At 72.4% G+C, this 24,380-nt stretch carries 22 protein-coding genes and 2 pseudogenes; 22 read left to right on the top strand and 2 right to left on the bottom strand.

Annotation, left to right across the window (positions count from 1 at the left end; translation table 11 throughout):
• A pseudogene (locus ACSNOH_RS05960) lies at positions 1-250 on the top strand (signal recognition particle-docking protein FtsY); the annotation flags it as partial.
• Positions 251-433: 183 nt separating this feature from the next.
• On the opposite strand, the gene ACSNOH_RS05955 reads toward ACSNOH_RS05960, so the two are convergent.
• Positions 434-1,111, bottom strand: coding sequence for a bifunctional DNA primase/polymerase (locus ACSNOH_RS05955; protein WP_436720121.1), 678 nt, complete (start codon positions 1,109-1,111; stop codon positions 434-436).
• A 474-nt stretch (positions 1,112-1,585) separates the two neighbouring features.
• Between ACSNOH_RS05955 and nsdA the strand changes: the two genes are divergently transcribed.
• The 5 genes from nsdA (at position 1,586) to ffh (ending at position 9,530) form a co-directional block, all read left to right on the top strand.
• Positions 1,586-3,076, top strand: coding sequence for a transcriptional repressor NsdA (gene nsdA, locus ACSNOH_RS05950; RefSeq protein WP_436720120.1), 1,491 nt, complete (start codon positions 1,586-1,588; stop codon positions 3,074-3,076).
• Positions 3,077-3,409: 333 nt separating this feature from the next.
• Entirely contained in the window at positions 3,410-4,720 is a 1,311-nt protein-coding gene (locus ACSNOH_RS05945; protein WP_436720119.1) for an ammonium transporter, read from the top strand.
• Entirely contained in the window at positions 4,717-5,055 is a 339-nt protein-coding gene (locus ACSNOH_RS05940; RefSeq protein ID WP_436720118.1) for a P-II family nitrogen regulator, read from the top strand. The genes ACSNOH_RS05945 and ACSNOH_RS05940 overlap by 4 nt, the downstream gene beginning before the upstream one ends.
• A gap of 415 nt (positions 5,056-5,470) precedes the next feature.
• Positions 5,471-7,909, top strand: a complete 2,439-nt coding sequence (locus ACSNOH_RS05935) for a [protein-PII] uridylyltransferase (protein WP_436720117.1) — start codon at positions 5,471-5,473, stop codon at positions 7,907-7,909.
• 76 nt (positions 7,910-7,985) lie between these two features.
• Entirely contained in the window at positions 7,986-9,530 is a 1,545-nt protein-coding gene (gene ffh, locus ACSNOH_RS05930) for a signal recognition particle protein (protein WP_436720116.1), read from the top strand.
• A 156-nt stretch (positions 9,531-9,686) separates the two neighbouring features.
• Here the strand turns inward: ffh and ACSNOH_RS05925 are convergent, their stop codons facing one another.
• Positions 9,687-10,508 (bottom strand): class I SAM-dependent methyltransferase, encoded by an 822-nt coding sequence (locus ACSNOH_RS05925; RefSeq protein ID WP_436720115.1) that lies wholly within the window; start codon positions 10,506-10,508, stop codon positions 9,687-9,689.
• 294 nt (positions 10,509-10,802) lie between these two features.
• Between ACSNOH_RS05925 and proS the strand changes: the two genes are divergently transcribed.
• The 16 genes and pseudogenes from proS to dprA all read left to right on the top strand — a co-directional run bounded on the left by proS (position 10,803) and on the right by dprA (position 24,203).
• Positions 10,803-12,218, top strand: a complete 1,416-nt coding sequence (gene proS, locus ACSNOH_RS05920; RefSeq protein WP_436720114.1) for a proline--tRNA ligase — start codon at positions 10,803-10,805, stop codon at positions 12,216-12,218.
• Positions 12,219-12,751: 533 nt separating this feature from the next.
• Positions 12,752-13,342, top strand: coding sequence for a hypothetical protein (locus ACSNOH_RS05915; RefSeq protein ID WP_030369332.1), 591 nt, complete (start codon positions 12,752-12,754; stop codon positions 13,340-13,342).
• Between the two features lie 155 nt (positions 13,343-13,497).
• On the top strand, positions 13,498-13,932 hold the full coding sequence (rpsP, locus tag ACSNOH_RS05910; protein WP_106679545.1) for a 30S ribosomal protein S16: 435 nt from the start codon (positions 13,498-13,500) through the stop codon (positions 13,930-13,932).
• A gap of 2 nt (positions 13,933-13,934) precedes the next feature.
• Positions 13,935-14,174 (top strand): RNA-binding protein, encoded by a 240-nt coding sequence (locus ACSNOH_RS05905; RefSeq protein WP_020868149.1) that lies wholly within the window; start codon positions 13,935-13,937, stop codon positions 14,172-14,174.
• An 84-nt stretch (positions 14,175-14,258) separates the two neighbouring features.
• Entirely contained in the window at positions 14,259-14,960 is a 702-nt protein-coding gene (rimM, locus tag ACSNOH_RS05900) for a ribosome maturation factor RimM (protein ID WP_436720113.1), read from the top strand.
• Complete coding sequence (trmD, locus tag ACSNOH_RS05895; protein ID WP_436720112.1) at positions 14,960-15,778, top strand: tRNA (guanosine(37)-N1)-methyltransferase TrmD; 819 nt, start codon at positions 14,960-14,962, stop codon at positions 15,776-15,778. The genes rimM and trmD overlap by 1 nt, the downstream gene beginning before the upstream one ends.
• Positions 15,779-15,908: 130 nt before the next feature.
• A complete protein-coding gene (gene rplS, locus ACSNOH_RS05890; RefSeq protein WP_030369336.1) occupies positions 15,909-16,259 on the top strand; it encodes a 50S ribosomal protein L19 in 351 nt (116 codons plus the stop codon).
• A 45-nt stretch (positions 16,260-16,304) separates the two neighbouring features.
• A pseudogene (lepB, locus tag ACSNOH_RS05885) lies at positions 16,305-17,111 on the top strand (signal peptidase I); the annotation flags it as partial.
• A gap of 175 nt (positions 17,112-17,286) precedes the next feature.
• Positions 17,287-18,324, top strand: coding sequence for a signal peptidase I (gene lepB, locus ACSNOH_RS05880; protein ID WP_436720111.1), 1,038 nt, complete (start codon positions 17,287-17,289; stop codon positions 18,322-18,324).
• Positions 18,266-19,270, top strand: coding sequence for a signal peptidase I (gene lepB, locus ACSNOH_RS05875; RefSeq protein WP_436720128.1), 1,005 nt, complete (start codon positions 18,266-18,268; stop codon positions 19,268-19,270). The genes lepB (ACSNOH_RS05880) and lepB (ACSNOH_RS05875) overlap by 59 nt, the downstream gene beginning before the upstream one ends.
• A 112-nt stretch (positions 19,271-19,382) precedes the next feature.
• A complete protein-coding gene (gene lepB / locus ACSNOH_RS05870; RefSeq protein ID WP_436720110.1) occupies positions 19,383-20,129 on the top strand; it encodes a signal peptidase I in 747 nt (248 codons plus the stop codon).
• Positions 20,119-20,628 carry an NUDIX hydrolase gene (locus tag ACSNOH_RS05865; RefSeq protein WP_436720109.1) on the top strand — a complete coding sequence of 170 codons (510 nt, stop codon included), beginning with the start codon at positions 20,119-20,121 and terminating at the stop codon, positions 20,626-20,628. Before lepB (ACSNOH_RS05870) ends, ACSNOH_RS05865 begins: the two co-directional genes overlap by 11 nt.
• Before the next feature lie 39 nt (positions 20,629-20,667).
• Entirely contained in the window at positions 20,668-20,976 is a 309-nt protein-coding gene (locus tag ACSNOH_RS05860) for a DUF2469 domain-containing protein (protein WP_007821609.1), read from the top strand.
• A gap of 82 nt (positions 20,977-21,058) precedes the next feature.
• Positions 21,059-21,418 carry a YraN family protein gene (locus tag ACSNOH_RS05855; protein WP_436720108.1) on the top strand — a complete coding sequence of 120 codons (360 nt, stop codon included), beginning with the start codon at positions 21,059-21,061 and terminating at the stop codon, positions 21,416-21,418.
• Positions 21,418-23,025, top strand: coding sequence for a YifB family Mg chelatase-like AAA ATPase (locus ACSNOH_RS05850; protein WP_436720127.1), 1,608 nt, complete (start codon positions 21,418-21,420; stop codon positions 23,023-23,025). Before ACSNOH_RS05855 ends, ACSNOH_RS05850 begins: the two co-directional genes overlap by 1 nt.
• Complete coding sequence (dprA, locus tag ACSNOH_RS05845) at positions 23,022-24,203, top strand: DNA-processing protein DprA (RefSeq protein ID WP_436720107.1); 1,182 nt, start codon at positions 23,022-23,024, stop codon at positions 24,201-24,203. The genes ACSNOH_RS05850 and dprA overlap by 4 nt, the downstream gene beginning before the upstream one ends.
• Positions 24,204-24,380 lie beyond the last annotated feature (177 nt).

Here is a 24,380-nt window from a genome sequence, read left to right as displayed (position 1 = left end):
CGAGGTGCTGCTCGTCCTGGACGCCACCACCGGCCAGAACGGCCTCGTGCAGGCGCGCGTCTTCGGCGAGGTCGTCAACATCACCGGCATCGTCCTCACCAAGCTCGACGGCACCGCCAAGGGCGGCATCGTCGTGGCCGTCCAGCGCGAGCTGGGCGTCCCCGTGAAGCTCGTCGGCCTCGGCGAGGGCGCGGACGACCTCGCTCCGTTCGAGCCCGAGGCCTTCGTCGACGCGCTCATCGGCGACTGACGCACGTCGGCCCTGGCGCACGGGGCACTGACGCGTCGGCGGGCACGTACCCCTCGCCGATCCAGCCGAGAAAGGGCCCCTTCCACAGGTGCAGCTGTGGAAGGGGCCCTTTCGTACGGGGCGAGCCGGGCAGGCGGCCGGGACTCAGGTTCGTACGGGGCTGGCCGGGCAGGCCGCCGGGGCTCAGGACGCCGCCGACCGGTGGCACACATAGGCGAGGGTGCCGAGGAGCAGCCGGGCCTGCGGGGGGCGCCCCGCGGTGTCCAGCGTGGGAGGGCGGAGCCACCGCATGGGGCCGAGCCCGGCGTGGTCCGAAGGGGGCGCGGTGACGTGCTCGCCGGGCCCCATGCAGCGCAGATCGAGCCGGGCGTCGTCCCACCCCATGCGGTACAGCAGCTGGGGGAGCTCCTGCGCGGCGCCCGGGGCGACGAAGAACAGCGCCCGGCCGTCCGGGGTGAGCGCCACGGGCCCGAGCGGCAGCCCCATGCGCTCCAGCCGGACGAGAGCGTGCCGGCCGGCCGCCTCGGCGACCTCCAGGACGTCGAAGGAGCGCCCCACGGGCAGCAGCACGGCGGCTCCCGGCACCTCCGCCCACGCGGCCGCTGCCGCGTCCAGCGTGGCACCCGCCGGCACCACCGGTGCGAAGGAGAGAGGGTGCGCCCCGGGGGAGGGGCAGTCGTCGGCACCGCAGGAGCAGACCGCGCCGGACGGACGCCCCGCGCGGGAGGCGCGGGCGCCGGGCACCACATCCCACCCCCACAGGCCGGTGTACTCCGCCACCGTCGTCACGCACTCGGACGCGCGTCCGCGGCGCCGAGAGCCCGAGCGCAGGTCCCGGATGCCGCCGATTGTGAAGCCCATGCCCCCTCCAACGGGTCGTGCTCGCGGATGGTTACGAGTCGGAGTGTCTCGAACACGGACCGTTGCCGAATCCCTTCAGGGGGCGGCGTGACGGTGTGCGGCAGGTGGTGAACGGCCGTACGTGCGCCGGAGTGCGCATCGATCCAACCCCTCCTCGGGCCTCCCTGATCGTCCGGTGTCAAGTCAATCGCGTGGCGGAGCGGCCGGGTTCATTCGTTGGGGTGGCGAATGGTGGCGTTTACTGGACTGCCCTCGCTTCAGCAGTGATCGTAGGATTACTTTCGGTGCACGAACCCATGGGAGATGTGCCCCACCGGTGGGTATTGCCGGAGGCATGGACCGTCCCGTCGCCCGGCCGGAATTCCTCGCGGGCCGGGGTGCATCGCCACACGGACAGCCGCAAGAAGCGGCAAGCTGTGGGTGGTTCAGGCGGTTCACGCACAGACAGGCAGAGTTCGGGATGGGGGCTTCCAGGTGGGCAGCAACGGCAGCGGCGCTGGCGGTGCCGAGAAGGCTGACAAGCGCCCCAACGAGCAGTTGGGCTCCTGGTTCCTGCGCAGCGGATGGTCCAAGGGCGAGCTTGCGCGTCAGGTCAACCGCAGGGCGCGGCAGTTGGGCGCTCACCACATCAGCACGGACACCTCGCGCGTGCGCCGCTGGCTGGACGGCGAGCAGCCCCGCGAGCCCATCCCGAAGATCCTCTCCGAGCTGTTCTCCGAGCGCTTCGGCTGCGTCGTCGGCATCGAGGACATCGGCCTGCGGACGGCGCACCAGTCCCCGTCCGTCTCCGGAGTCGACCTGCCCTGGGCGGGCCCGCAGACCGTCGAGCTGATCAGTGAGTTCTCCCGCAGCGATCTGATGCTCGCGCGCCGCGGCTTCCTCGGTGCCTCGCTCGCCCTCTCCGCCGGCCCCGGGCTCATCGAGCCCATGCAGCGCTGGCTGGCCCCCGGCCCCGGCGGCAAGGACGGCTCCGGTCCGCTGTCGAAGGAGCGGTCCCGGCCGGGCCGCCTCTCCGGCCCCGAGCTCGACCTCCTCGAGTCGACCACGATGATGTTCCGCCAGTGGGACGCCCAGTGCGGCGGCGGGCTGCGCCGCAAGGCCGTCGTCGGCCAGCTCCACGAAGTCACCGACCTGCTCCAGGAGCCCCAGCCCGAGGCCACCTCCAAGCGGCTGTTCAAGGCCGCGGGCGAGCTGGCCGAGCTCGCCGGCTGGATGAGCTACGACATCGGCCTGCACCCCACCGCCCAGAAGTACTTCGTCCTGGCGCTCCACGCCGCCAAGGAGGCCGGAGACCGCCCCCTCGGCGCGTACATCCTCTCCAGCATGAGCCGCCAGATGATCCACCTCGGCCGCCCTGAAGACGCACTGGAGCTCATCCACCTCGGCCAGTACGGAGCCCGCGAGACGGCCACCTCGCGCACCCAGGCGATGCTGTACGCCGTGGAGGCCCGCGCGTACGCCAACATGGGCCAGCCCGCCAAGTGCAAGCGCGCGGTCACCATGGCGGAGGACTGCTTCTCCGACTGCACCCCCGGCGACGGCGACCCCGACTGGATCCGCTTCTTCTCCGAGGCCGAGCTCAACGCGGAGAACGCCCACTCCTACCGCGATCTCGCCTATGTGGCCGGTCGCAGCCCCACGTACGCCTCCCTGGCCCGGCCCAAGATGGAGCGCGCCGTGGAGCTCTTCGAGAAGGACACCGAGCACCACCGTTCGTATGCGCTCAACCTCATCGGCATGGCCACCGTCCACCTCATGGAAGGCGAGCCCGAGCAGTCGGCCGCCCTCGCCACCAAGGCCCTCAAGCTCGCCAAGCAGGTGCGCTCCGAGCGGGTCAACAACCGGCTCCGCAAGACCGTCGGCAATGCCGTGCGCGACTACGGGGATGTCGCCGAAGTCGTCGCCCTCACCGAGCAGATCTCCGTCCACCTGCCGGAAGCGGCGGAAGCCGTCCAGGCGGTCTGAGCCCTGCCGGCCCCTCGACCCGGCCGCGGTGCTCCTCCCGAACAGCCCGACTCGGCTCCCCCATGCCAGGTCACTCCGGGTGGACGCCGCGGCCGGCCTCATGCCCCGAGGGGCCCTTGCCCCGGGCCGGCGCGGGGCCGGGCCGCCCCGCATGAGGCGGGCGGAGCCTAACGGCGATCACGCACCCGCCGTGTCCGCTTCACCCGGGCGTAACACTCCCGCCGCCTTCGTCACTGCGGCGAAACAAGCAGCTTCATCGGCTGAAATCCCACTGCGCCAACCTCATGGCGAAAACCGGCCCGCTCGGGCCGCCGCTTCGAGGAGACACCGACCATGAATGGCGCGGATACCGCATTCGTATTGATCAGTGCCGCACTCGTGATGCTGATGACACCGGGACTGGCCTTCTTCTACGGCGGCATGGTGCGGGTCAAGAGCGCCTTGAACATGCTGATGATGTCGTTCGTCTCGCTCGGCATCGTCACCGTCCTCTGGGTGCTCTTCGGCTACTCGCTCGCCTTCGGCGACGACATCGGCGCAGGACTGCTCGGCAACCTCGGCCACATCGGCTTCAAGGGCATCGGGCCCGAGACCCTGACCGGAGACAAGGAAGGCATTCCGGTCTTCGCCTTCGCCCTCTTCCAGCTGATGTTCGCCGTGATCACCCCCGCGCTGATGAGCGGGGCGCTCGCCGACCGCGTGAAGTTCAGCGCCTGGGCCCTGTTCATCACCCTCTGGGTCAGCGTCGTCTACTTCCCCGTCGCCCACTGGGTCTGGCAGGCCGACGGCTGGCTGTTCAAGCTCAAGGTGATCGACTTCGCGGGCGGCACAGCCGTCCACATCAACGCGGGCATCGGCGCGCTCGCCGCCGTCCTCGTCGTCGGCAAGCGCATCGGCTTCAAGAAGGACCCCATGCGCCCGCACAGCCTGCCGCTGGTGGTGCTCGGCACGGGGCTGCTGTGGTTCGGCTGGTTCGGCTTCAACGCCGGCTCCGCGCTGGCCGCCAACGGCACCGCCGCCAACATGGCCATGAACACACAGGTCGCCACCGGCGCCGCCATGCTCGGCTGGCTCGCCTACGAGCGCATCCGGCACGGGGCCTTCACGACCCTGGGCGCCGCCTCCGGCGCCGTCGCGGGCCTCGTCGCCATCACCCCCTCGGGCGCCGCCGTCAACGCCTTCGGCGCCCTCGTCATCGGCGTGGTCGCCGGCGCCGTGTGCTCCTGGGCCGTCGGTCTGAAGTTCAAGCTCGGCTACGACGACTCCCTCGACGTCGTCGGCGTCCACCTCGTGGGCGGCGTCATCGGCACCCTCCTCGTCGGCCTCCTCGCCACCGGCGGGGTCGGCGGGGCCACACAGCTCGGCCGGCAGGCCGCCGGGGCCTTCTCCGTGATGGCCTACTCGTTCGCCGTGTCCTGGCTCCTCGCCAAATTCGTGGACAAGACCATCGGCTTCCGGGCCTCCGAGGACGACGAGGTCGGCGGCATCGACCAGGCCTTCCACGCCGAGACCGCCTACGACCTCACCGGCGTCGGCGCCGTCGCCCGCAGCACGGCGCCCGCCCCGCAGCGCCCGGCCGGCAACCCGGAACAGGCCGGACCGGACCAGGCGGGCACGCCGCAGAACAAGAAGGTGGACGCATGAAGCTCATCACCGCCGTCGTCAAGCCCTTCCGCGTCGACGACATCAAGGAAGCCCTCCGGACCTTCGGCATCCAGGGGCTGACCGTTACCGAGGCCAGCGGCTACGGCCGCCAGCGTGGCCACACCGAGGTCTACCGCGGCGCCGAGTACCAGGTCGACCTCGTCCCCAAGGCGCGCATAGAGGTCCTGGTCGAGGACGGCGACGCCGATGACGTCATCGACGTCATCGTCAAGAAGGCCCACACCGGCAAGATCGGCGACGGCAAGGTCTGGGTCGTCCCCGTCGAGACGGTCGTGCGCGTACGCACCGGCGAACGCGGACCCGACGCCATCTGAACCGGCGGGCCGGCCGGTGTGCCGTCCCGTTGGCCCGCTGAACTGTTGCCCCGCTGACCCGGCGGGGCGCAGGGGCGGGGCGGGGTCGGTGACCCTCCGGCCGGCCGGGCACGGAGCTGAGGACCACACCGGCCGGGCCTCGTGCGCGGCCTGGCGCAGGGCCTCATGCCGGGCCTGGCGAAGGCCTCATGTCGGGCCTCATACCGGGCCTCATGCTCACGCAGGGCCCCGGCTCCATGCCGGGCCTCACGCAGGGCCTCATGCGGCCTCATGGCGGGGCTTGTACGGGGGCCTCATGCCGCGCCTCATACCGGCCTCATGCGGGCCCCATGCCGGAGCCTCATGCGGGACCCGGCCCACCGCGCACCACCCCCACCGGACGCGAACCGCCCAGCACGCCGCGAAGGGAGCCGAGTTGACCGGCCCGCAGAGTCCGCAGACCCGCCCCGCCGACCCGGAACCGAGCGGCTACGCAGCGGCCCGGCTGCACCTCCTCCATCAGGGGGCGCTCACCGGGGCGCCGCGCCGCGCCGCCCTCGCGCGGCTCACCGACCAGTGGCTCGGCGCCCTGCTGGGCGAGACCCGCGGAGTCTCCCTCGTCGCCGTCGGCGGCTACGGACGCGGCGAACTCTCCCCCCGCAGCGACCTCGACGTCCTCCTCCTGCACGACGGCACCGCGGACATCTCCAAGATCGCCGCCATCGCCGACCGCGTCTGGTACCCCGTCTGGGACATGGGCCTCGCCCTCGACCACTCCGTGCGCACCCCCGCCGAGGCCCGCCGGACCGCCGCCGCCGACCTCAAGGTCCACCTCGGCCTCCTCGACGCCCGCCACCTCGCCGGCGACGAACAGCTCACCGCGGCCCTGCGCACGACCGCCTATGCGGACTGGCGCGCCCAGGCCCCCGCCCGCCTCCCCGAACTCCGCGAACTCGGCGAGGACCGCACCCGGCACCAGGGCGAACTCCGCTTCCTCCTCGAACCCGATCTGAAGGAGGCACGGGGCGGTCTGCGCGACGCCACAGCCCTGCGCGCCGTCGCCGCCTCATGGCTCGCCGACGCCCCCCGTGCCGGGCTCGAACGCGCCCGCACTCACCTCCTCGACGTCCGCGACGCCCTCCACCTCACCACCGGGCGGGCCTCCGACCGGCTCGCCCTCCAGGAACAGGACCAGGTCGCCGAGGCCCTCGGCCTGGAAGACGCCGACGCCCTCCTGCACGGCGTGTACGAGGCGGCCCGTACGGTCTCCTACGCAGCCGACATCACCTGGCGCGAGGTCGGCCGGGTCCTGCGAGCCCGCTCCGTGCGGCCCCGCCTGCGCCGCATCCTGGGCGGGCGCGGGGGCCGCGGTGGGTTCGCCGAGACCGAGCGGCTGTCCCTCGCCGACGGGGTCGTGGAGCAGGACGGCGAAGCCGGCCTCGCCCGCACGGCGCGGCCCGAGCGTGACCCCGTCCTGGCGCTCCGTGCGGCCGCGGCGGCAGCCCAGGCGGGCCTGCCGCTGTCGCCCCATGCGGTGCGCCGCCTCGCCGCCTCGGCGGGCCCCATGCCGGAGCCCTGGCCGGCCGAAGCCCGCGAACAGCTCGTGACCCTCCTCGGCGCGGGACCGCCCACCGTGCCCGTCTGGGAAGCGCTCGAAGCCGAAGGGATCATCTCCCGGCTGCTGCCCGAGTGGGAGCACGTGCGCTGCCGTCCCCAGCGCAACGCGGTCCACCGCTGGACCGTCGACCGGCACCTCGTCGAGACGGCCGTCCGCGCCGCCTCCCTCACGCGCCGCGTCGGCCGCCCGGACCTCCTGCTCGTGGCCGCCCTGCTGCACGACATCGGCAAGGGGCGGCCCGGCGACCACTCCGTCACCGGCGAGGCCCTCACGCGGGACGTCGCCCGCCGGATCGGCTTCGACGCCGCCGACACCGGCGTCCTCGCCACGCTCGTACGCCACCACCTGCTTCTGATCGACACCGCCACCCGGCGCGACCTCGCCGACCCGGCGACCGTCCGCACCGTGACCGACGCCGTACCGGACGCGGCCGCACTGGAGCTCCTGCACGCCCTCACCGAGGCCGACGGGCTCGCCACGGGGCCCGCCGCCTGGAGCACGTGGCGCTCGTCGCTCGTCGCCGATCTGGTCCGCCGGGCCGCGGCGGCCCTCACGGGGGACGGAACCCCGCCGCCTCATGCGCCCGCACCGCCCGGCCCGGAAGCACTCCGCCTGGCCGCCGAGGCCGTCCGTACGGGCGGCCCGGCCGTGACGCTGGAGTCCCGCCCGGAGGGCACGGGGCCCGCCGGGGAAGGCGAGCCGGTTCCCGTCGGCGTGGAGCTGCGGATCGCCGTACCCGAGCAGCCCGGCGTCCTGCCCGCGGCGGCCGGCGTCCTGGCACTGCACCGGCTGACCGTACGGGCCGCGGACCTGCAGGCGGTCGGCGGAGCGCTCGTGGTGAGCTGGCGGGTGGCGGCCGAGTACGGTGCCCCGCCCGGGGCCGCCCGGCTGCGCAACGACCTCGTGCGGGCCCTGGACGGCTCCCTGGACATCCCCGCCCGCCTGGCCGAGCGCGAGGCCGCGTACAGCAGGCGCCGGCGGGGCGTGGTGCACGCCCCGCCGAGCGTGACGGTCGCCGCGGCGGCCTCGCACGGGGCCACGGTCCTGGAGGTCCGCGCCCAGGACGAGCCCGGCCTCCTCCACCGCATCGGCCGGGCCCTGGACGAGGCGGGGGTCTGGGTGCGCAGCGCCCGCGTGAGCACGCTCGGGGCCAGCGTGGTGGACGCGTTCTACGTGACCGCCCCGGACGGGTCCGCGCTCACGCCCGCCGCCGCCTCTGCGGTCGCCCGCGCGACGGAGGAGGCGCTGGGCGGCTGACCGCACCGGGAGGGTGCGGATACCCTTGGGGGTCAGCCGCCGACTTGACACTCAACAAGAAGGATCCGCGACCACCGTGTTCGATACCCTCTCCGACCGCCTCGCAGCGACTTTCAAGAACCTCCGGGGCAAGGGCCGCCTCTCCGAGGCGGACATCGACGTCACCGCTCGCGAGATCCGTATCGCCCTGCTCGAGGCGGACGTGGCCCTGCCCGTCGTGCGCTCCTTCATCAAGCAGGTCAAGGAGCGGGCGCTCGGTGCCGAGGTCTCGCAGGCCCTCAACCCCGCCCAGCAGGTCATCAAGATCGTCAACGAGGAGCTCATCGGCATCCTCGGCGGCGAGACCCGCCGCCTGCGCTTCGCCAAGACCGCGCCGACCGTCATCATGCTCGCCGGTCTCCAGGGTGCCGGTAAGACGACGCTCGCCGGAAAGCTCGGCCGCTGGCTGAAGGCCCAGGGCCACGCCCCGCTGCTCGTCGCCTGCGACCTCCAGCGCCCCAACGCCGTCAACCAGCTCTCCGTCGTCGCCGAGCGCGCCGGCGTGGGCGTCTACGCGCCCCAGCCGGGCAACGGCGTCGGTGACCCCGTCCAGGTCGCGAAGGACTCGATCGAGTTCGCCCGCACCAAGCAGTACGACATCGTCATCGTCGACACCGCCGGCCGCCTCGGCATCGACGCCGAGATGATGCAGCAGGCTGCCGACATCCGCGACGCGGTCGCCCCGGACGAGGTCCTCTTCGTCGTCGACGCCATGATCGGTCAGGACGCGGTCAACACCGCCGAGGCCTTCCGCGACGGCGTCGGCTTCGACGGCGTGGTCCTCTCCAAGCTCGACGGCGACGCCCGCGGCGGTGCCGCCCTGTCGGTCGCGCACGTGACCGGCAAGCAGATCATGTTCGCCTCCAACGGCGAGAAGCTGGACGACTTCGACGCGTTCCACCCGGACCGCATGGCGTCCCGCATCCTCGGCATGGGCGACATGCTCAGCCTCATCGAGAAGGCCGAGCAGACCTTCAGCCAGGACGAGGCCGAGAAGATGGCGGCCAAGCTGGCGAAGGGCCCCAAGGAGTTCACGCTCGACGACTTCCTGTCGCAGATGGAGCAGGTCCGCAAGATGGGCTCCATCAGCAAGCTCCTCGGCATGCTGCCCGGCATGGGGCAGATCAAGGAGCAGATCAACAACCTGGACGAGCGCGACGTCGACCGCACCGCCGCGATCATCAAGTCCATGACCCCGGCCGAGCGCCAGGACCCCACGATCATCAACGGCTCGCGCCGGGCTCGTATCGCCAAGGGCTCGGGCGTGGACGTCAGCGCCGTCAAGAACCTGGTGGAGCGCTTCTTCGACGCCCGCAAGATGATGTCCCGCATGGCGCAGGGCGGCGGCATGCCGGGGATGCCCGGCCTGCCGGGCATGGGCGGCGGCGCCGGCCGCAAGAAGAAGCAGCAGAAGCAGGCCAAGGGCAAGCGCCAGAGCGGCAACCCGATGAAGCGCAAGGCCGAGGAGCAGGCCGCGGCCGCCCGCCGCGAGCAGCAGGCGGGCGGCGCCCTGGGCCTGCCCGCCGGCCAGGACGCGAAGAACTTCGAACTTCCGGAGGAGTTCAAGAAGTTCATGGGCTGACCGGGCGCCGCCCGCAGCGCACCGCCATGAGCGGGTACGCGTACGGGATCCCGTAGGCAACTGTGTCGCAGGTGAACGTCGCAGCCCCCGCAGCCGAGAGGCCGCGGGGGCTGTGGCGTACGCGCCGCAGCGTTCTGCGCCGGGCGCGGGCCTTCGCTAGGCGCGTGCTATCAGGTAGCGGAAGACGTTGGGCATCCACACCGTGCCGTCGCGGCGCAGATACGGGTGGAGCGCCTCGACGAGCTCCTTGATGACCTGCTCCTCGTCCGTGGCACGGGCGGCAGCGTCGAAGGCGCCGGTGGAGAGCATTCCGCGCACCGCGCTGCCCATGTCGGCATAGCCGTACGGGCATGCGACCCGCCCCGAGCCGTCCGGCCGTAGACCGGCCTCATGCGCCAGGTTCTCCAGGTCGTCCCGGCCGCTCGGCCGCCAGCGCGCCGGCGCGCACATGGGGTCCGCGAGCCGGGCCGCGACCCGGAGCGCCCCCGACGCCGCGCAGCGCTCCTGGGGGCCCCAGCCGGCCAGCACCACGGGGGCGCCCCGCTCGGCGCACGAGGCCGCCCGGGCGAGTGCCGCGGCCATGCCGTGAGCACTCCCGCCCGCGCAGTACAGCGGGTCGAAGGCCGTGATGAGGGTGAAGGCCGGGGCGCCGCGCTCCACGAGGCTCTCGGGGGCCCCGTGCCCCAGGCGGGCGGCGCCGAAGCCCTCGGGGAGCAGCCGCTCGCGGGCGAGTGCGAGCCGGCGCTCGTCAGGGTCGACGCCGGAGACCTCGGCGCCCCGCCCGGACGCCATGAGCAAGGCCAGGCCGGAGCCGCAGCCCAGGCTGAGCAGCCTGGTACCCTCCCCGACCTCAAGGCGCTCGTACACCGCTTCGTACAGCGGCACCAGCATCCGTTCCTGGATTTCCGCCCAGTCGCGGGCCCGCGACTCGGCCGGTGAAGAGGACGGCCGGTGCCGCCGTACGAGCGTAGGTGTCATGGAAAGCGCCCCAATCCGCCGAGAGACGTGTGCATGCCCGGTCCACCGCCCCCGTGTACTGCTGTGCGCGTTGCTGGAAAGCCCCCTTCTGTCAGGGAACTGCGCATCCGTTCCCGAGTCCAGGGGGTGGCGCGGGCGCGTTCCCGTACGCCCACGATGGCATGTGCCGGGCGCATCCGCACGAGAGGCGCACGGGGGCGCGTCCGTGGCAGGGGCGGCGCACGGACGGCGCAGGGGGAGGAGCCGGAACAGTGGATTCACGCTCGGACGGATCGGCCCCGTACCATTCGCATCATGGCAAAGGCTCCCATTCTCACCCCCCAGGCGGATGACTTCCCGCGCTGGTACCAGGACTTGATCAACAAGGCCGAGCTGGCCGACAACGGCCCCGTGCGCGGCACCATGGTCATCCGGCCGTACGGGTACGGGCTCTGGGAGCGCATGCAGCAGGAGATGGACACGCGCCTCAAGGAGGCGGGCGCCTCCAACGCGTACTTCCCGCTCTTCATCCCGCAGTCGTACCTGACGCGTGAGGCCGAGCACGTCGAGGGCTTCGCCCCCGAGCTCGCGGTCGTCACGCACGGCGGCGGCAAGGAGCTGGAGGAGCCGGTCGTCGTCCGGCCCACCTCCGAGACGATCATCAACGACTACTTCTCGAAGTGGGTGCAGAGCTACCGCGACCTGCCCCTGCTGATCAACCAGTGGGCGAACGTGGTCCGTTGGGAGATGCGCCCGCGCGTCTTCCTGCGCACCACCGAGTTCCTCTGGCAGGAGGGTCACACCGCCCACGCCACCTACGAGGACGCCCGGGACTACGCCGCGTACATCCACAAGGAGGTCTACGCGGACTTCATGATCAACGTCCTGGGCATCGACGTGGTCCTCGGCCGCAAGACGCCCAAGGAGCGCTTCGCGGGCGCGATCAACACCCTCACCCTCGAGGGCATGATGGGCGACGGCAAGGCGCTGCAGATGGGCACCAGCCACGAGCTCGGCCAGAACTTCGCCAAGGCCTTCAACACCTCCTACCTGTCGAAGGACGGCAGGCAGGAGCTGGTCTGGCAGACCTCCTGGGGCTCCTCCACCCGCATGGTCGGCGGTCTGATCATGTCGCACGGCGACGACAACGGCCTGCGCGTTCCGCCGCGCCTGGCGCCGGTCCAGGCCGTCGTCCTTGCGATCAAGGGTGACGACGCCGTCATCGCCAAGGTCCGCGAGATCGGCGACCAGCTGAAGGCCGCCGGGGTCCGGGTGCAGGTCGACGACCGCACGGACACGCCGTTCGGCCGCCGCGCCGTGGACTGGGAGCTCAAGGGCGTCCCGGTGCGCATCGAGGTCGGCCCGCGCGACCTGGAGAACGGCACCGCGATGCTGGCCCGCCGCATCCCCGGCGGCAAGGAGCCGGTCCGCATCGACGAGCTCGTCGGCATGCTGCCGAAGGTCCTGAAGGAGGACCAGGCGCTGCTGCTCGCCCAGTCGCGCGAGCGCCGCGAGTCCCGCACGACCGACGTGAAGACCATCGAGGAGGCCGCCGAGGCCGCCGCGGCCGGCGGCTGGGCGCGGATCCCGTGGGCGGACCTGGGCCCCGAGGGCGAGGCCAAGCTGGCCGAGCAGGCCGTGACCGTCCGGTGCCTCGTGGGCGAGGACGGCTCCGTGCCGGAGTCGGACGACGCCCCGGGCGCGATCGCGATCGTGGCGCGCGCCTACTAGGAACGCAGGAACGAGGGCATGGGGCGGCGGCGCATGAGGCGTCGGCGCTCCATGCGCTCTCCCGCAGTGCACAGGCATGAGGCCGCTCCGGCATGGGGCGGCCTCATGGCGTTGAGGGCGGTGCGGGGGCGACCGCATGAGGTCCGCATGAGGCGCCCGCATGAGGCGGGTGCGGGCGGCGGCGGGCTGCGCGCCGGACGGGCATGAGGCGACGATGTGCATGAGTCGGGCAGGCGGCGTGGGCGTCGGCATGAGGCGGCGGCCTCAGGGGCGGCTGCCCAGGCCCGCACCGCCGTCATTCACGCTCCGAGGAGCGCGCCGAGGCGCCGGCCGCCCGAGGGGGCGCACGCCACCCGGCGCGCGCTTACTGATGAGTCAGTACGTCCCGGGTTGCGAACAGGTGCGCGGCTTCTCCATAGATCTGCGCACCCGCCCTCGTCGCGACGCATGAGCGTGAAACTGACTGGTACGTGCAAATTATTTGGGATGGCCCGGTATCGGAACACCGGGCCGTCCCTGCTCGTTGTCACGACGTGAGCACGACACCACCTGTTCTCGCCGCAGAGCTGGCGCAGGCGTGGGCCGACATTCAGCGGCACCACCCCGAGCTGCCGGATCTTGCCGCGCCCGAATCGCTGATCGGGGAGTCGTCGTCCGCATGCGGCGCCGAGCTCTCCTTCGAACGGCTGCTGCACGAGGCAGTGCACGGCATCGCGGCCGCCCGCGGTGTGCGTGACACGTCACGCGCGGGCCGCTACCACAATCGCCGGTTCCTGGCGATCGCCGAGGAGCTCGGGCTCGACCACAGCGACGATCCGCATCCCAGCAGCGGCTTCTCCCTGGTCGTGCTCAACCCGGAGGCGCGCAAGCGCTACCGCCCCACCATCGACAGACTGCAGCGCGCCCTCAAGGCGCACACGGTCGCCACCACCGCCGACACCTCCCGCACCTTCCGCGGGCCGGCGGCGCGTCACGGCTCGTCGGGCGGCGGGGTCCGGGTCAAGGCGGTGTGCGACTGCGGCCGGAACGTGCGCGTCGTGCCCTCCGTGCTCGCCCAGGCGCCCATCATGTGCGGCGGCTGCGGCCAGCCCTTCCGGATTCCCGAGGCGGTCACGGTCGGCTGACCTGGAGGGGTGTGGCACAATGGGACGCTGTACTCGACAGTCGCACAGGACCCCTCTCTCCTCCGGCTGGCGCGTCCATCGGGCATCCGAGTACCGCAACCCCACGTGGCATCTCGTTGTGCCCAACCACGTCAAGACCAGGAGACACCACTCCCGTGGCAGTCAAGATCAAGCTGAAGCGTCTGGGCAAGATCCGTTCGCCTCACTACCGCATCGTCATCGCCGACTCCCGCACCCGCCGTGACGGCCGGGCCATCGAGGAGATCGGTCTGTACCACCCGGTGCAGAACCCCTCGCGCATCGAGGTCGACTCCGAGCGTGTCCAGTACTGGCTGGGTGTCGGCGCGCAGCCGACCGAGCCGGTTCTGGCCATCCTCAAGGTCACCGGCGACTGGCAGAAGTTCAAGGGTCTGCCGGCCCCGGCCCCGATGCTCGTCGCCGAGCCGAAGAAGGACCACAGCGGTCTCTTCGACGCTGTCGTGAGCGCCGCGGGCGAGGCGAAGGGTGAGGCCATCACCCCGAAGGCGAAGAAGTCGGAGAAGAAGGACGAGGCCGCCGAGGCCGAGTCCGCTGAGTCGACCGAGGCCTGAGGATGCTCGAGGAGGCCCTTGAGCACCTCGTGAAGGGCATCGTCGACAACCCCGACGAGGTGCAGGTCGCTTCGCGCAACCTGCGCCGCGGGCGCGTGCTGGAGGTCCGGGTGCACCCCGACGACCTCGGCAAGGTGATCGGCCGCAACGGCCGCACCGCTCGTGCCCTGCGCACCGTCGTGGGCGCCATCGGCGGCCGTGGCATCCGCGTCGACCTCGTCGACGTGGATCAGGTCCGCTGAGAAGCGGTTGAGCACCGGCACGGGCCGGGAAGGGCTTGGGCCCTTCCCGGCCCGTTGTCGCGTACGGAGAGCAGAGAAGGAAACATGCAGCTCGTAGTCGGCAGGATCGGCCGCGCCCACGGCATCCGGGGCGAGGTCACGGTTGAGGTGCGTACGGACGAGCCCGAGCTGCGGCTCGGACCCGGCGCCGTCCTGGCCACGGACCCCGCCTCCGCGGGACCGCTGACCATCGAGTCCGGCCGCGTGCACAGCGGCCGGCTGCTGCTGCGCTTCGCGGGCGTGGGCGACCGTACGGCCGCCGAGGCGCTCCGCAACACCCTCCTCATCGCCGAGGTCGACCCGGAGGAGACCCCGGAGGACCCCGAGGAGTTCTACGACCACCAGCTGATGGACCTGGAGGTCGTCACCGCCGACGGCACCGTCGTCGGCCGGATCAGCGAGATCTCCCACCTGCCGTCGCAGGACCTGTTCATCGTGGAGCGGGCCGACGGGTCCGAGGTCATGATCCCCTTCGTCTCCGAGATCGTCACGGAGATCGACCTGGAGGGTCAGCGTGCCGTCATCGACCCGCCGCGCGGTCTGATCGACGCCGACGAGGCGGAGATCGCGTCCGCCCGTGAGGCCACGCCTGGAGCGGCGCACGAGGCGCCGCATGGGGCCGTGGATGAGGCGCCGCATGAGGCCGAGGACGAGGCGGCGCATGAGGCCGGGCAGGGCCCCGGAGCGCAGGCCGGCCAGGACGCGGGGCGCGCCTCCGAGCAGGACTCCGAGCGGGGCGACGCCTGATGCGCATCGACGTCGTCACGATCTTCCCCGAGTACCTCGAGCCGCTGAACGTCTCGCTCGTCGGCAAGGCGCGGGCACGGGGCCGGCTGGATGTCCGCGTGCACGATCTGCGCGCATGGACGCACGACAAGCACAACACCGTCGACGACACCCCGTACGGCGGCGGCCCCGGCATGGTCATGAAGCCGGAGCCCTGGGGCGAGGCCCTGGACGCGGTCATCGAGTCGGGGGCCCCGGGCGAGGAGCTGCCCGTGCTCGTCGTTCCGACGCCCAGCGGCCGGCCCTTCACGCAGGAGCTCGCCGTGGAGCTCTCGGAGAAGCCGTGGCTGGTCTTCACCCCCGCCCGCTACGAGGGCATCGACCGCCGGGTCATCGAGGAGTACGGCGACCGCCTGGACGTCCGCGAGGTGTCCATCGGCGACTACGTCCTGGCCGGCGGCGAGGCCCCCGTCCTCGTGATGGTCGAGGCCGTCGCGCGCCTGCTCCCCGGCGTCCTCGGCAACGCCGAGTCCCACCGCGACGACTCCTTCGCCCCGGGCGCCATGGCGGACCTCCTGGAGGGCCCCGTCTACACCAAGCCGCCGGAGTGGCGCGGCCGCGGCATCCCCGACGTCCTGCTCAGCGGCCACCACGGCAAGATCGCGCGCTGGCGCCGCGACGAGGCGTTCCGCCGCACCGTGCGCAACCGCCCCGATCTCATCGAGCGCGCGGACCCCGCGGCCTTCGACAAGAAGGACCGCGAGATCCTCTCGATCCTGGGCTGGGGCCCCGGCCCCGACGGCCGATTTGGGCGGGTGGCCCCGGACGTGGAAGAATAAGCCGTTGCCTTGCGCCCGGCGTGCGCCCCTGCCACAGGGGGAACGACGCCCGCCCGACGTTCCGGCACCATCCCCACTTCAGTACGGATTCCGCTGATGACCTGTGGCATCGGCGAGGAAGCAGACGAACATGTCCTCCCTGCTCGACAACGTCAACGCCGCGTCGCTGCGCACCGACGTCCCGGCCTTCCGCCCCGGCGACACCGTGAACGTCCACGTTCGCGTCATCGAGGGCAACCGCTCCCGCATCCAGCAGTTCAAGGGTGTCGTCATCCGCCGCCAGGGCGCGGGCATCAGCGAGACCTTCACGGTCCGCAAGGTCTCGTTCTCCGTCGGCGTCGAGCGCACCTTCCCGGTGCACAGCCCGATCTTCGAGAAGGTCGAGCTCGTCACCCGCGGTGACGTCCGTCGCGCCAAGCTGTACTACCTCCGTGAGCTCCGCGGCAAGGCCGCGAAGATCAAGGAGAAGCGCGACAACTGAGCTTCCGTCCGGAGTCCGCGCCCGGCCGGATAGGCTTTCGGCTCGATGGACACCGACGTACAGCTTTCGGAGCGCGACCGCTCTCCCCGCCCCCCAGAGGGCGAGGAGCAGGGGTCGCGCTCCACGCGTTTCACCGCTTCTCGGGCGGCCTCGGCCAGGGCCGCCTGGGCGTGGCTGAGGGGCGGCGGCCCCATGCGCCGCGCAGGCGTGCTGCTGACGCTCTGCCTGGTCTTCATGCTGCTGCTGAGCAGCTACGTGGTGCAGCCCTTCCTCATCCCCAGCGGCTCCATGGAGAACACGCTGCGCGTCGGGGACCGTGTCCTCGTCAACAAGCTCGCCTACACCTTCGGGGACGAGCCGCGGCGCGGTGATGTGGTCGTCTTCGACGGCACCGGATCCTTCGTCCAGGACGCGCCGGCAGAGAACGCGGTGGCGGCGCTGATCCGTAAGGGCGCCTCGTCCGTCGGCCTCATGGGGCCCGCGGCGACTGTCTACATCAAGCGTGTGGTGGGTGTCGGGGGCGACCGCGTCACTTGCTGCGACGCGCGCGGCCGGCTGCAGATCAACGGCCGGCCGGTGGACGAGAACTTCCTCTACCCCGGCGACGGCCCCTCGCGCGTGCCCTTCGACGTGGTGGTGCCCAAGGGGAAGCTGTGGGTGATGGGTGACCACCGGGGCGACTCTCGCGACTCCCGCGATCACTTGGGCGAGCCCGGCGGCGGCATGGTGCCGGTGAGCAAGGTCGTCGGCCGGGCAGACTGGATCGGCTGGCCCTTCGGGAGGATGAGCACCCTGGAGCGCCCCGGCGCATATGCCCGTGTCCCCGAGCCTGACGAGGCGGCCGGGCACGGAGGAATGCCGACCGCATGGGGCGCTGCACGAGGCGGCGCGTGGGGAAGTACGCGAGGCGGCGCATGGGGCGGTGCACGAGGCGGCGAACAGCCCCCCGTAGAGCGCGACCGGGCCCGGCAGCCCGCCGAGCCGCCCGGACAGCCCCAGGGGCCCACGGGACGCGCAGGGAGGCCGGGTGGGTAGCCGGGGCCGTACGCTGCCGGGCCCGGCAGGCCCCGCAGAGACAGGAGCGGCGAGTACGGACGTCGCCGCCGCGGGAGGCCGTGCAGCGCGCCGCAAGGCCGCTCGCCGGGTCAAGCGGCGCCGGCGGCGCTCCGCGGTCAAGGAGGTGCCGATCCTCATAGCGGTCGCGCTGCTGATCGCCCTCGTGCTCAAGACGTTCCTGGTGCAGGCGTTCGTGATCCCCTCCGGCTCCATGGAGCAGACCATCCGGATCGGCGACCGCGTGCTCGTGGACAAGCTGACCCCCTGGTTCGGCTCCAGGCCGCAGCGCGGCGACGTCATCGTCTTCCGCGACCCCGGCGGCTGGTGGGACGGCGAGGAGGCGGACACCGCGCACGACCCGGTGGGCGTCAGACAGGTCAAGCAGTTCCTGACCTTCATCGGCCTGCTGCCGTCGGCGAACGAGCACGACCTGATCAAGCGGGTGATCGGCGTCGGTGGTGACACGGTCAAGTGCTGCGACGGGAACGGCAAAATCACAGTCAACGGAACGCCGCTCGACGAGCCGTACCTGCACCCGGAGAACCCGCCCTCCAAGATCGAGTTCACGGTCCGGGTGCCCGCGGGGCGCTACTTCGTGATGGGCGATCACCGCTCCAATTCGGCCGATTCACGCTTCCACCTCGACGACGCCGGGCAGGGCACCGTGCCGGAAGACCTGGTGGTCGGGCGCGCCGTCGTCATCGCGTGGCCGCTGGGGCACTGGCGGCAGCTGTCCGAAAGAGACACTTTCGCATCGGTCGGTGACGCGCCGCCCGCGGAGACGCAAGCACGCGGTTCGCCGCATAGTGTGTCCCTCATGGATCAGCAAGGATCGATCCAACTCCCGACCCCTGCGGAACTCCCGCTCGTTATGGGAGTGGTGGGCCTGCCCCATGCGTACGGCAGGCCGCAGCGTGGAGAGCGGAGCGAGAGGAGTGGATGTGGGGGACTTGGCGGTCGGCGCACGGTCCGGTCACGAAGAGCCCGAGAAGCGGCCCGGGGAGGCTGACGGGTCGCCAGAGGCCGGTGTGCCGGCGGAGGCCATGTCCCAGGCGTCCCAGGAGGCTGCGGGCGGACCGGCACGGACGGACGGCGACGACGTGAGCCCGGCCGGGGATTCCGGCGGCGAGGGGCCGCGCGGGGCGGCGCCCAAGAAGCAGCGGTCGTTCTGGAAGGAGCTGCCGATCCTGATCGGCATCGCCCTGGTTCTCGCGCTGCTGATCAAGACGTTCCTGGTGCAGGCGTTCTCGATCCCGTCGGACTCGATGCAGAACACCCTCCAGCGCGGCGACCGCGTGCTCGTGGACAAGCTCACGCCGTGGTTCGGTGCCGAGCCCGAGCGCGGCGAGGTCGTGGTCTTCCACGACCCGGACAACTGGCTCGGCGACGAGACCCAGACCCCGCAGCCCGGCCCGCTGGGCGGTGGCGTGCAGAAGGTCCTCAGCTTTATCGGCCTCATGCCCTCGGCCGAGGAGAAGGACCTCATCAAGCGGGTCATCGCGGTCGGCGGGGACACCGTGGAGTGCCAGAAGGGCGGCCCGGTCAAGGTCAACGGCAAGGCGCTGTCGGAGCAGGGCTACCTCTTCCCCGACAACACCCCCTGCGACGATCAGCCCTTCGGCCCGGTCAAGGTTCCCAAGGGCAAGCTCTGGGTGATGGGCGACCACCGCCAGAACTCCCTGGACTCGCGCTACCACCCGGACCAGGACCACGGCTTCGTCCCCGTATCGGACGTCGTGGGCCGCGCCTTCGTGGTCGCCTGGCCGATCAACCGCTGGTCCTTCCTGGGTGTCCCCGGCACCTTCGACCAGCCGGGGATCAACGCGGCCGCCGCGGCCGCGCCGTCCGCCCTCGGGCTCGCCGGTGCAGTGCCGCTGGTCCTGTGGCGCCGGCGCCGGCTGGTCGCACGGAGCGGTGCCGAGGGGCTCACTCGCGACAGCGCCTCCAGGAGCTGACCGCCAGAGCTCCCCGAAGGGCTGTCTCCCGTGCATACCGCCCGGTAGTGTGCGGTTCCCGCGCCCCCGGGGGCGCGGAGTCCGATCTTCTACGCGGGGCGGGAGCACTGGGATGAGCGGAGCAGGACGTACGGACGACGGCCACGGCCGCGCGGGCAGGATGCTGTCCGGGCTGGCCGTGGCCGTCGGCTGTGTGCTCTTCCTCGGCGGCTTCGCCTGGGGCGCCCTGCTCTACCAGCCGTACACCGTCCCCACCGACTCCATGGCGCCCACCATCGGGCGGGGCGACCGGGTCCTCGCCGAGCGCATAAGCGGTGGCGCCGTGCGGCGCGGGGACATCGTCGTCTTCAAGGACAAGGTCTGGGGCGACACGCCGATGGTCAAACGGGTCGTCGGCACGGGCGGCGACACGGTGGCCTGCTGCGACCGCCAGGGGCGCCTCACGGTCGACGGCACACCGATCGAGGAACCGTATCTGCAGGACAAGGGCGCGGCCTCGCCCACCCGCTTCTCGGCGACCGTCCCCGAGGGGCAGCTCTTCCTGCTCGGCGACCACCGCAGCGACTCCGTGGACTCCCGCGGCCACCTCTCCGACGCCTCCCACGGCACCGTGCCGCGCGGCGCCGTCCGCGCGCGCGTGGACGCCACCGCCTGGCCCGTGGAGGGCTGGGGCATGATGGACAGACCCGGGTCCTTCGCCGGCCTCCCCGGCGGCACCTCGCAGCCCGGCCCGCTGCCGCTGGTGCTGACCGCCGTGATCGCCGGAGCGGTGCTCATCCTGGGCGGCGCGGCGTACGGCCCCGTGGCGCGCCTCGTCAGGCCGGGGCGCAGGGAGGAGGTGCGCGCCCATGCCCCGTGAGGCGGCCGGCAGCGCCGGCGACCCGCGCCGGGCGTCACGGATCGTCCTGCTCGATCCGTCCGACCGCATCCTGCTGATGCACGGCTACGAACCGGGCGATCCCTCCACCACGTGGTGGTTCACCCCGGGCGGCGGCCTGGAGGGCGCCGAGACGTGGGAGCAGGCGGCGCGCCGCGAGCTGGCCGAGGAGACCGGGATCACGGAGATCGAGCTCGGCCCCGTGCTGTGGCGCCGGACCTGCTCCTTTCCCTTCGACGGCCGCCTGTGGAACCAGGACGAGCGCTACTACCTGGCCCGTACGGCACAGCCCGGCCGGTGGACCGGCGGCGGCACGGAGCTGGAGCGGCGCAGCGTCACGGGACTGCGCTGGTGGACCTGCGAGGAACTCCTCGCGACCCGTGAGACGGTGTATCCGACCAGGCTCGCCGGGCTGCTGCGTAGGCTGCTCGACGAGGGACCCCCGCGTACGCCGGTGCTCCTGGAGACGGAGCGTGCCTGACGCACAATGGGGGGACGCACGGCTGAAGGGGAACATGCCATGAGCGCCGAGGACCTCGAGAAGTACGAGACCGAGATGGAGCTGAAGCTCTACCGGGAGTACCGCGATGTCGTCGGTCTGTTCAAATACGTGATCGAGACCGAGCGTCGTTTCTACCTCACCAACGACTACGAGATGCAGGTGCACTCCGTCCAGGGCGAGGTGTTCTTCGAGGTGTCCATGGCCGACGCCTGGGTCTGGGACATGTACCGCCCCGCGCGCTTCGTGAAGCAGGTGCGGGTGCTCACGTTCAAGGACGTGAACATCGAGGAGCTCAACAAGACCGACCTCGACCTTCCGGGTGGCTGAGTTCTCCACAACCGACGGGTTATCCACCAAGATCCAACGATTACGGGCCGTGACGGCAGGGTGGGCGCCGGAGGTGGTGCCCGTGAACGCCCGAAAAGCACTCGGCCGCTACGGCGAGGATCTCGCCGTCCGCCGGCTGGCCCAGGCCGGCATCCTCGTCCTCGAACGGAACTGGAGATGCCGCGAGGGCGAGATCGACATCGTGGCCATGGAGGCCGACACCCTGGTGGTCTGCGAGGTCAAGACCCGCACGACCGGTGTGTACGAACATCCGATGGCCGCCGTCACCCCGGCGAAGGCGCAGCGGCTGCGCCGGCTCGCCGAGCGCTGGCTGGAGCACCACGGCGGCCCGCCGCCGGGCGGGGTGCGGATCGATCTGGTGGGCGTGATCGTCCCCGGCCGCGGCGCCCCCGCCGTCGAGCACGCCAAGGGGGTAGCGTGATGGGTTTTGCCCGTACGTGCTCGGTGGCGCTGGTCGGTGTCGAGGGCGTGGTGGTCGAGGTCCAGGCCGACCTGGAGCCCGGGGTCGCCGCCTTCACCCTCGTCGGCCTCCCCGACAAGAGCCTCGTCGAGAGCAAGGACCGCGTCCGTGCCGCCGTGGTGAACTCCGGCGCCGAGTGGCCGCAGAAGAAGCTGACCGTCGGCCTGAGCCCCGCGGCGGTCCCCAAGAGCGGCAGCGGCTTCGACCTCGCCGTCGCCTGTGCCGTCCTGGCCGCCTCCGAGCGTCTCGACCCGCGCGAGATCGCCGATCTGGTGCTGATCGGGGAGCTCGGCCTCGACGGCCGGGTCCGGCCGGTGCCGGGCATCCTGCCGGCGGTCCTGGCCGCCGCCGACGCGGGCTACCGCCAGGTCGTCGTCCCCGAGCGCACCGCCGCCGAGGCGTCCCTCGTGCCCGGGGTCTCGGTCCTCGGCATCCGCAGCCTGCGCCAGCTGATCGCGGTCCTGACCGACGCGCCGGTGCCGGAGGAGGAGCCGCTTCCGGAAGGCCGCCCCGATCCGATGCTCGCGGGGCTCTCGGTGCCGGGCGCGGGGCTGGGCACGGGAGTCCTGCTCGGCGACCGGCAGCCGGATCTCGCCGAGGTCGCCGGGCAGCTCAAGGCCCGGACGGCTCTCGAAGTGGCCGCCGCCGGGCGGCACCACCTGCTCCTGCAGGGCCCGCCGGGGGCCGGCAAGACCATGCTCGCCGAGCGCCTGCCCGGCCTGCTGCCGCCGCTCACCGCACAGGAGTCCCTCGAAGTCACGGCGGTCCACTCGGTCGCAGGGACGCTGCCCGCCGGACAGCCCCTCCTCGACCGGGCCCCCTACTGCGCCCCGCACCACTCGGCGTCCATGGCCTCTCTGGTCGGCGGCGGATCGGGGCTGCCGCGCCCCGGCGCGGTCTCCCTCGCGCACCGCGGAGTGCTCTTTATGGACGAGGCGCCCGAGTTCTCCGGCCGCGTGCTCGACGCGCTCAGGCAGCCGCTCGAATCGGGGCACGTGATCGTTGCCCGGTCCGGGGGCGTGCTGCGGCTCCCCGCCCGGTTCCTGCTCGCCCTGGCCGCCAACCCCTGCCCTTGCGGCAGGCACGGAATGCTGGGAGAGGGCTGCGACTGCCCTCCCCAGGCCGTCAGGCGCTACCGGGCCCGCCTCTCCGGCCCCCTCCTGGACCGGGTCGACCTGAGGGTGACGGTCGAACCGGTGGCCCGTTCCGAGCTCACGGGGGCCGAGGCGGGGTCGGAGACGACCGCCCAGGTGGCCGAGAGGGTCCGTGCCGCCCGGGAGCGGGCCGCCGCCCGCCTTGCGGACACGCCCTGGGCGACCAACAGCGAGGTCCCCGGCCACGAACTGCGCACCCGCTGGCGCGTCGGCCCGGGAGCCCTCGCCGAAGCCGAACGTGACATGGAACGGGGCATGCTGACAGCGCGTGGCCTGGACCGCGTCCTGCGCGTCGCCTGGACCGTGGCCGACCTCGCCGGACACGACCGCCCCGACGCCGCGGACGTCAACTGCGCGCTGGAGCTGCGTACGGGCGTCCATCGCGGCACCGTTCTGGCAGGGGACCGCGCGTGACCGCCCCCGCCCCCGAGGACCGGCTGGCGCGCGCCGCGCTGACCCGGCTGACCGAGCCCGGGGACGAGCGCGTGGGCCGCTGGGTGCGGGAGATGGGTGCCGTGGAGGTGGTGCGCGGGCTCACGGGCGCGGGACCGGCGCCGCCGGGCGCCGGCCCTGAGCGGCTCGCGGGCTGCAGGGAGCGCGCCGCCGCCCTCGATCCGCAAGGCGACCTCGACGCCGTCGCCCGGCTGGGCGGCCGGTTCGTCTGTCCCGGCGACCACGAATGGCCCGGGCAGCTGGACGACCTCGGCGACGCCCGGCCGCTGGGCCTGTGGGTGCGCGGCGCCGCCGACCTGCGGCTGTGGGCCCTGCGCTCCGTCGCCGTGGTCGGCGCCCGCGCCAGCACCGACTACGGCTCACATGTCGCCTCCCTCCTCGGCGCCGGGCTGGCCCGGCGCGGCTGGGTGGTCGTGTCCGGCGCCGCCTACGGCGTCGACGGCGCCGCGCACAGAGGAGCGCTCGGGGCGGGAGGTGCGACCGTGGCCGTGCTGGCCTGCGGGGTCGACGTTCCCTATCCCCGCGGCCACGCGGAGCTGCTGGAGCGGATCGTGGAACGGGGTCTCGTGCTCGCCGAGTTGCCCCCGGGCGGCCACCCCACCCGCAGTCGCTTCATCCTCCGCAACCGCGTCATCGCCGCATTGACGCGCGGCACCGTGGTCGTGGAGGCCGAGTACCGCAGCGGCTCGCTGGTGACGGCCCGTCGCGCACGCCGCCTCGGCCGCCGGACGATGGGCGTGCCCGGCCCCGTCACCTCCGGCCTCTCGGCCGGCGTGCACGAACTGCTCCGCGAGGACGCGGTCCTCGTCACCGACGCCGACGAGATCGCCGAGCTCGTCGGCGGCATGGGAGACCTCGCCCCCGAGCGCCACGGCCCCGTCGTCGCCCGCGACCTCCTGGCCCCGGCGGCGGCCGTGGTGCTCGAAGCCGTGCCCGGAGGCAGCGGCGGGGACCGGGACCTCATCGCGCGAAACGCGGGCCTGAGCAGGGAGCAGACGCTCGCCAGGCTGTACGAGCTGCAGTCCCTCGGCTTCGTCGAACGCCACGAGGACCGCTGGAAGTTGGCCGCCCCACCGTCAACATCCGGCACACCCAAGCCCCCCGGACGGCGCCCGCCTGCGCGGCGAGGCGGTTCTTGACCTGGGGCGATCGGGTGAAAAGGTTAAGGGGACGACCGCGGCCGCCGATACGGCGAGGCACGCACGGCCACCCGCCCCGGCGCACGCCGGTGCCCCCGGCGGGGAACGCATCCGCACAGCGACAGAAGGGAATCCATCGCATACCGCAACGCGGCAGTCACGCTACGCTCACGGGAT

Source organism: Streptomyces sp. URMC 127 (genome assembly GCF_051386535.1).
In the GTDB taxonomy this organism is placed as follows: domain Bacteria; phylum Actinomycetota; class Actinomycetes; order Streptomycetales; family Streptomycetaceae; genus Streptomyces.
Note: the sequence above shows the minus strand (reverse complement) of the source record. Positions and strands in the feature narration are given on the sequence as shown.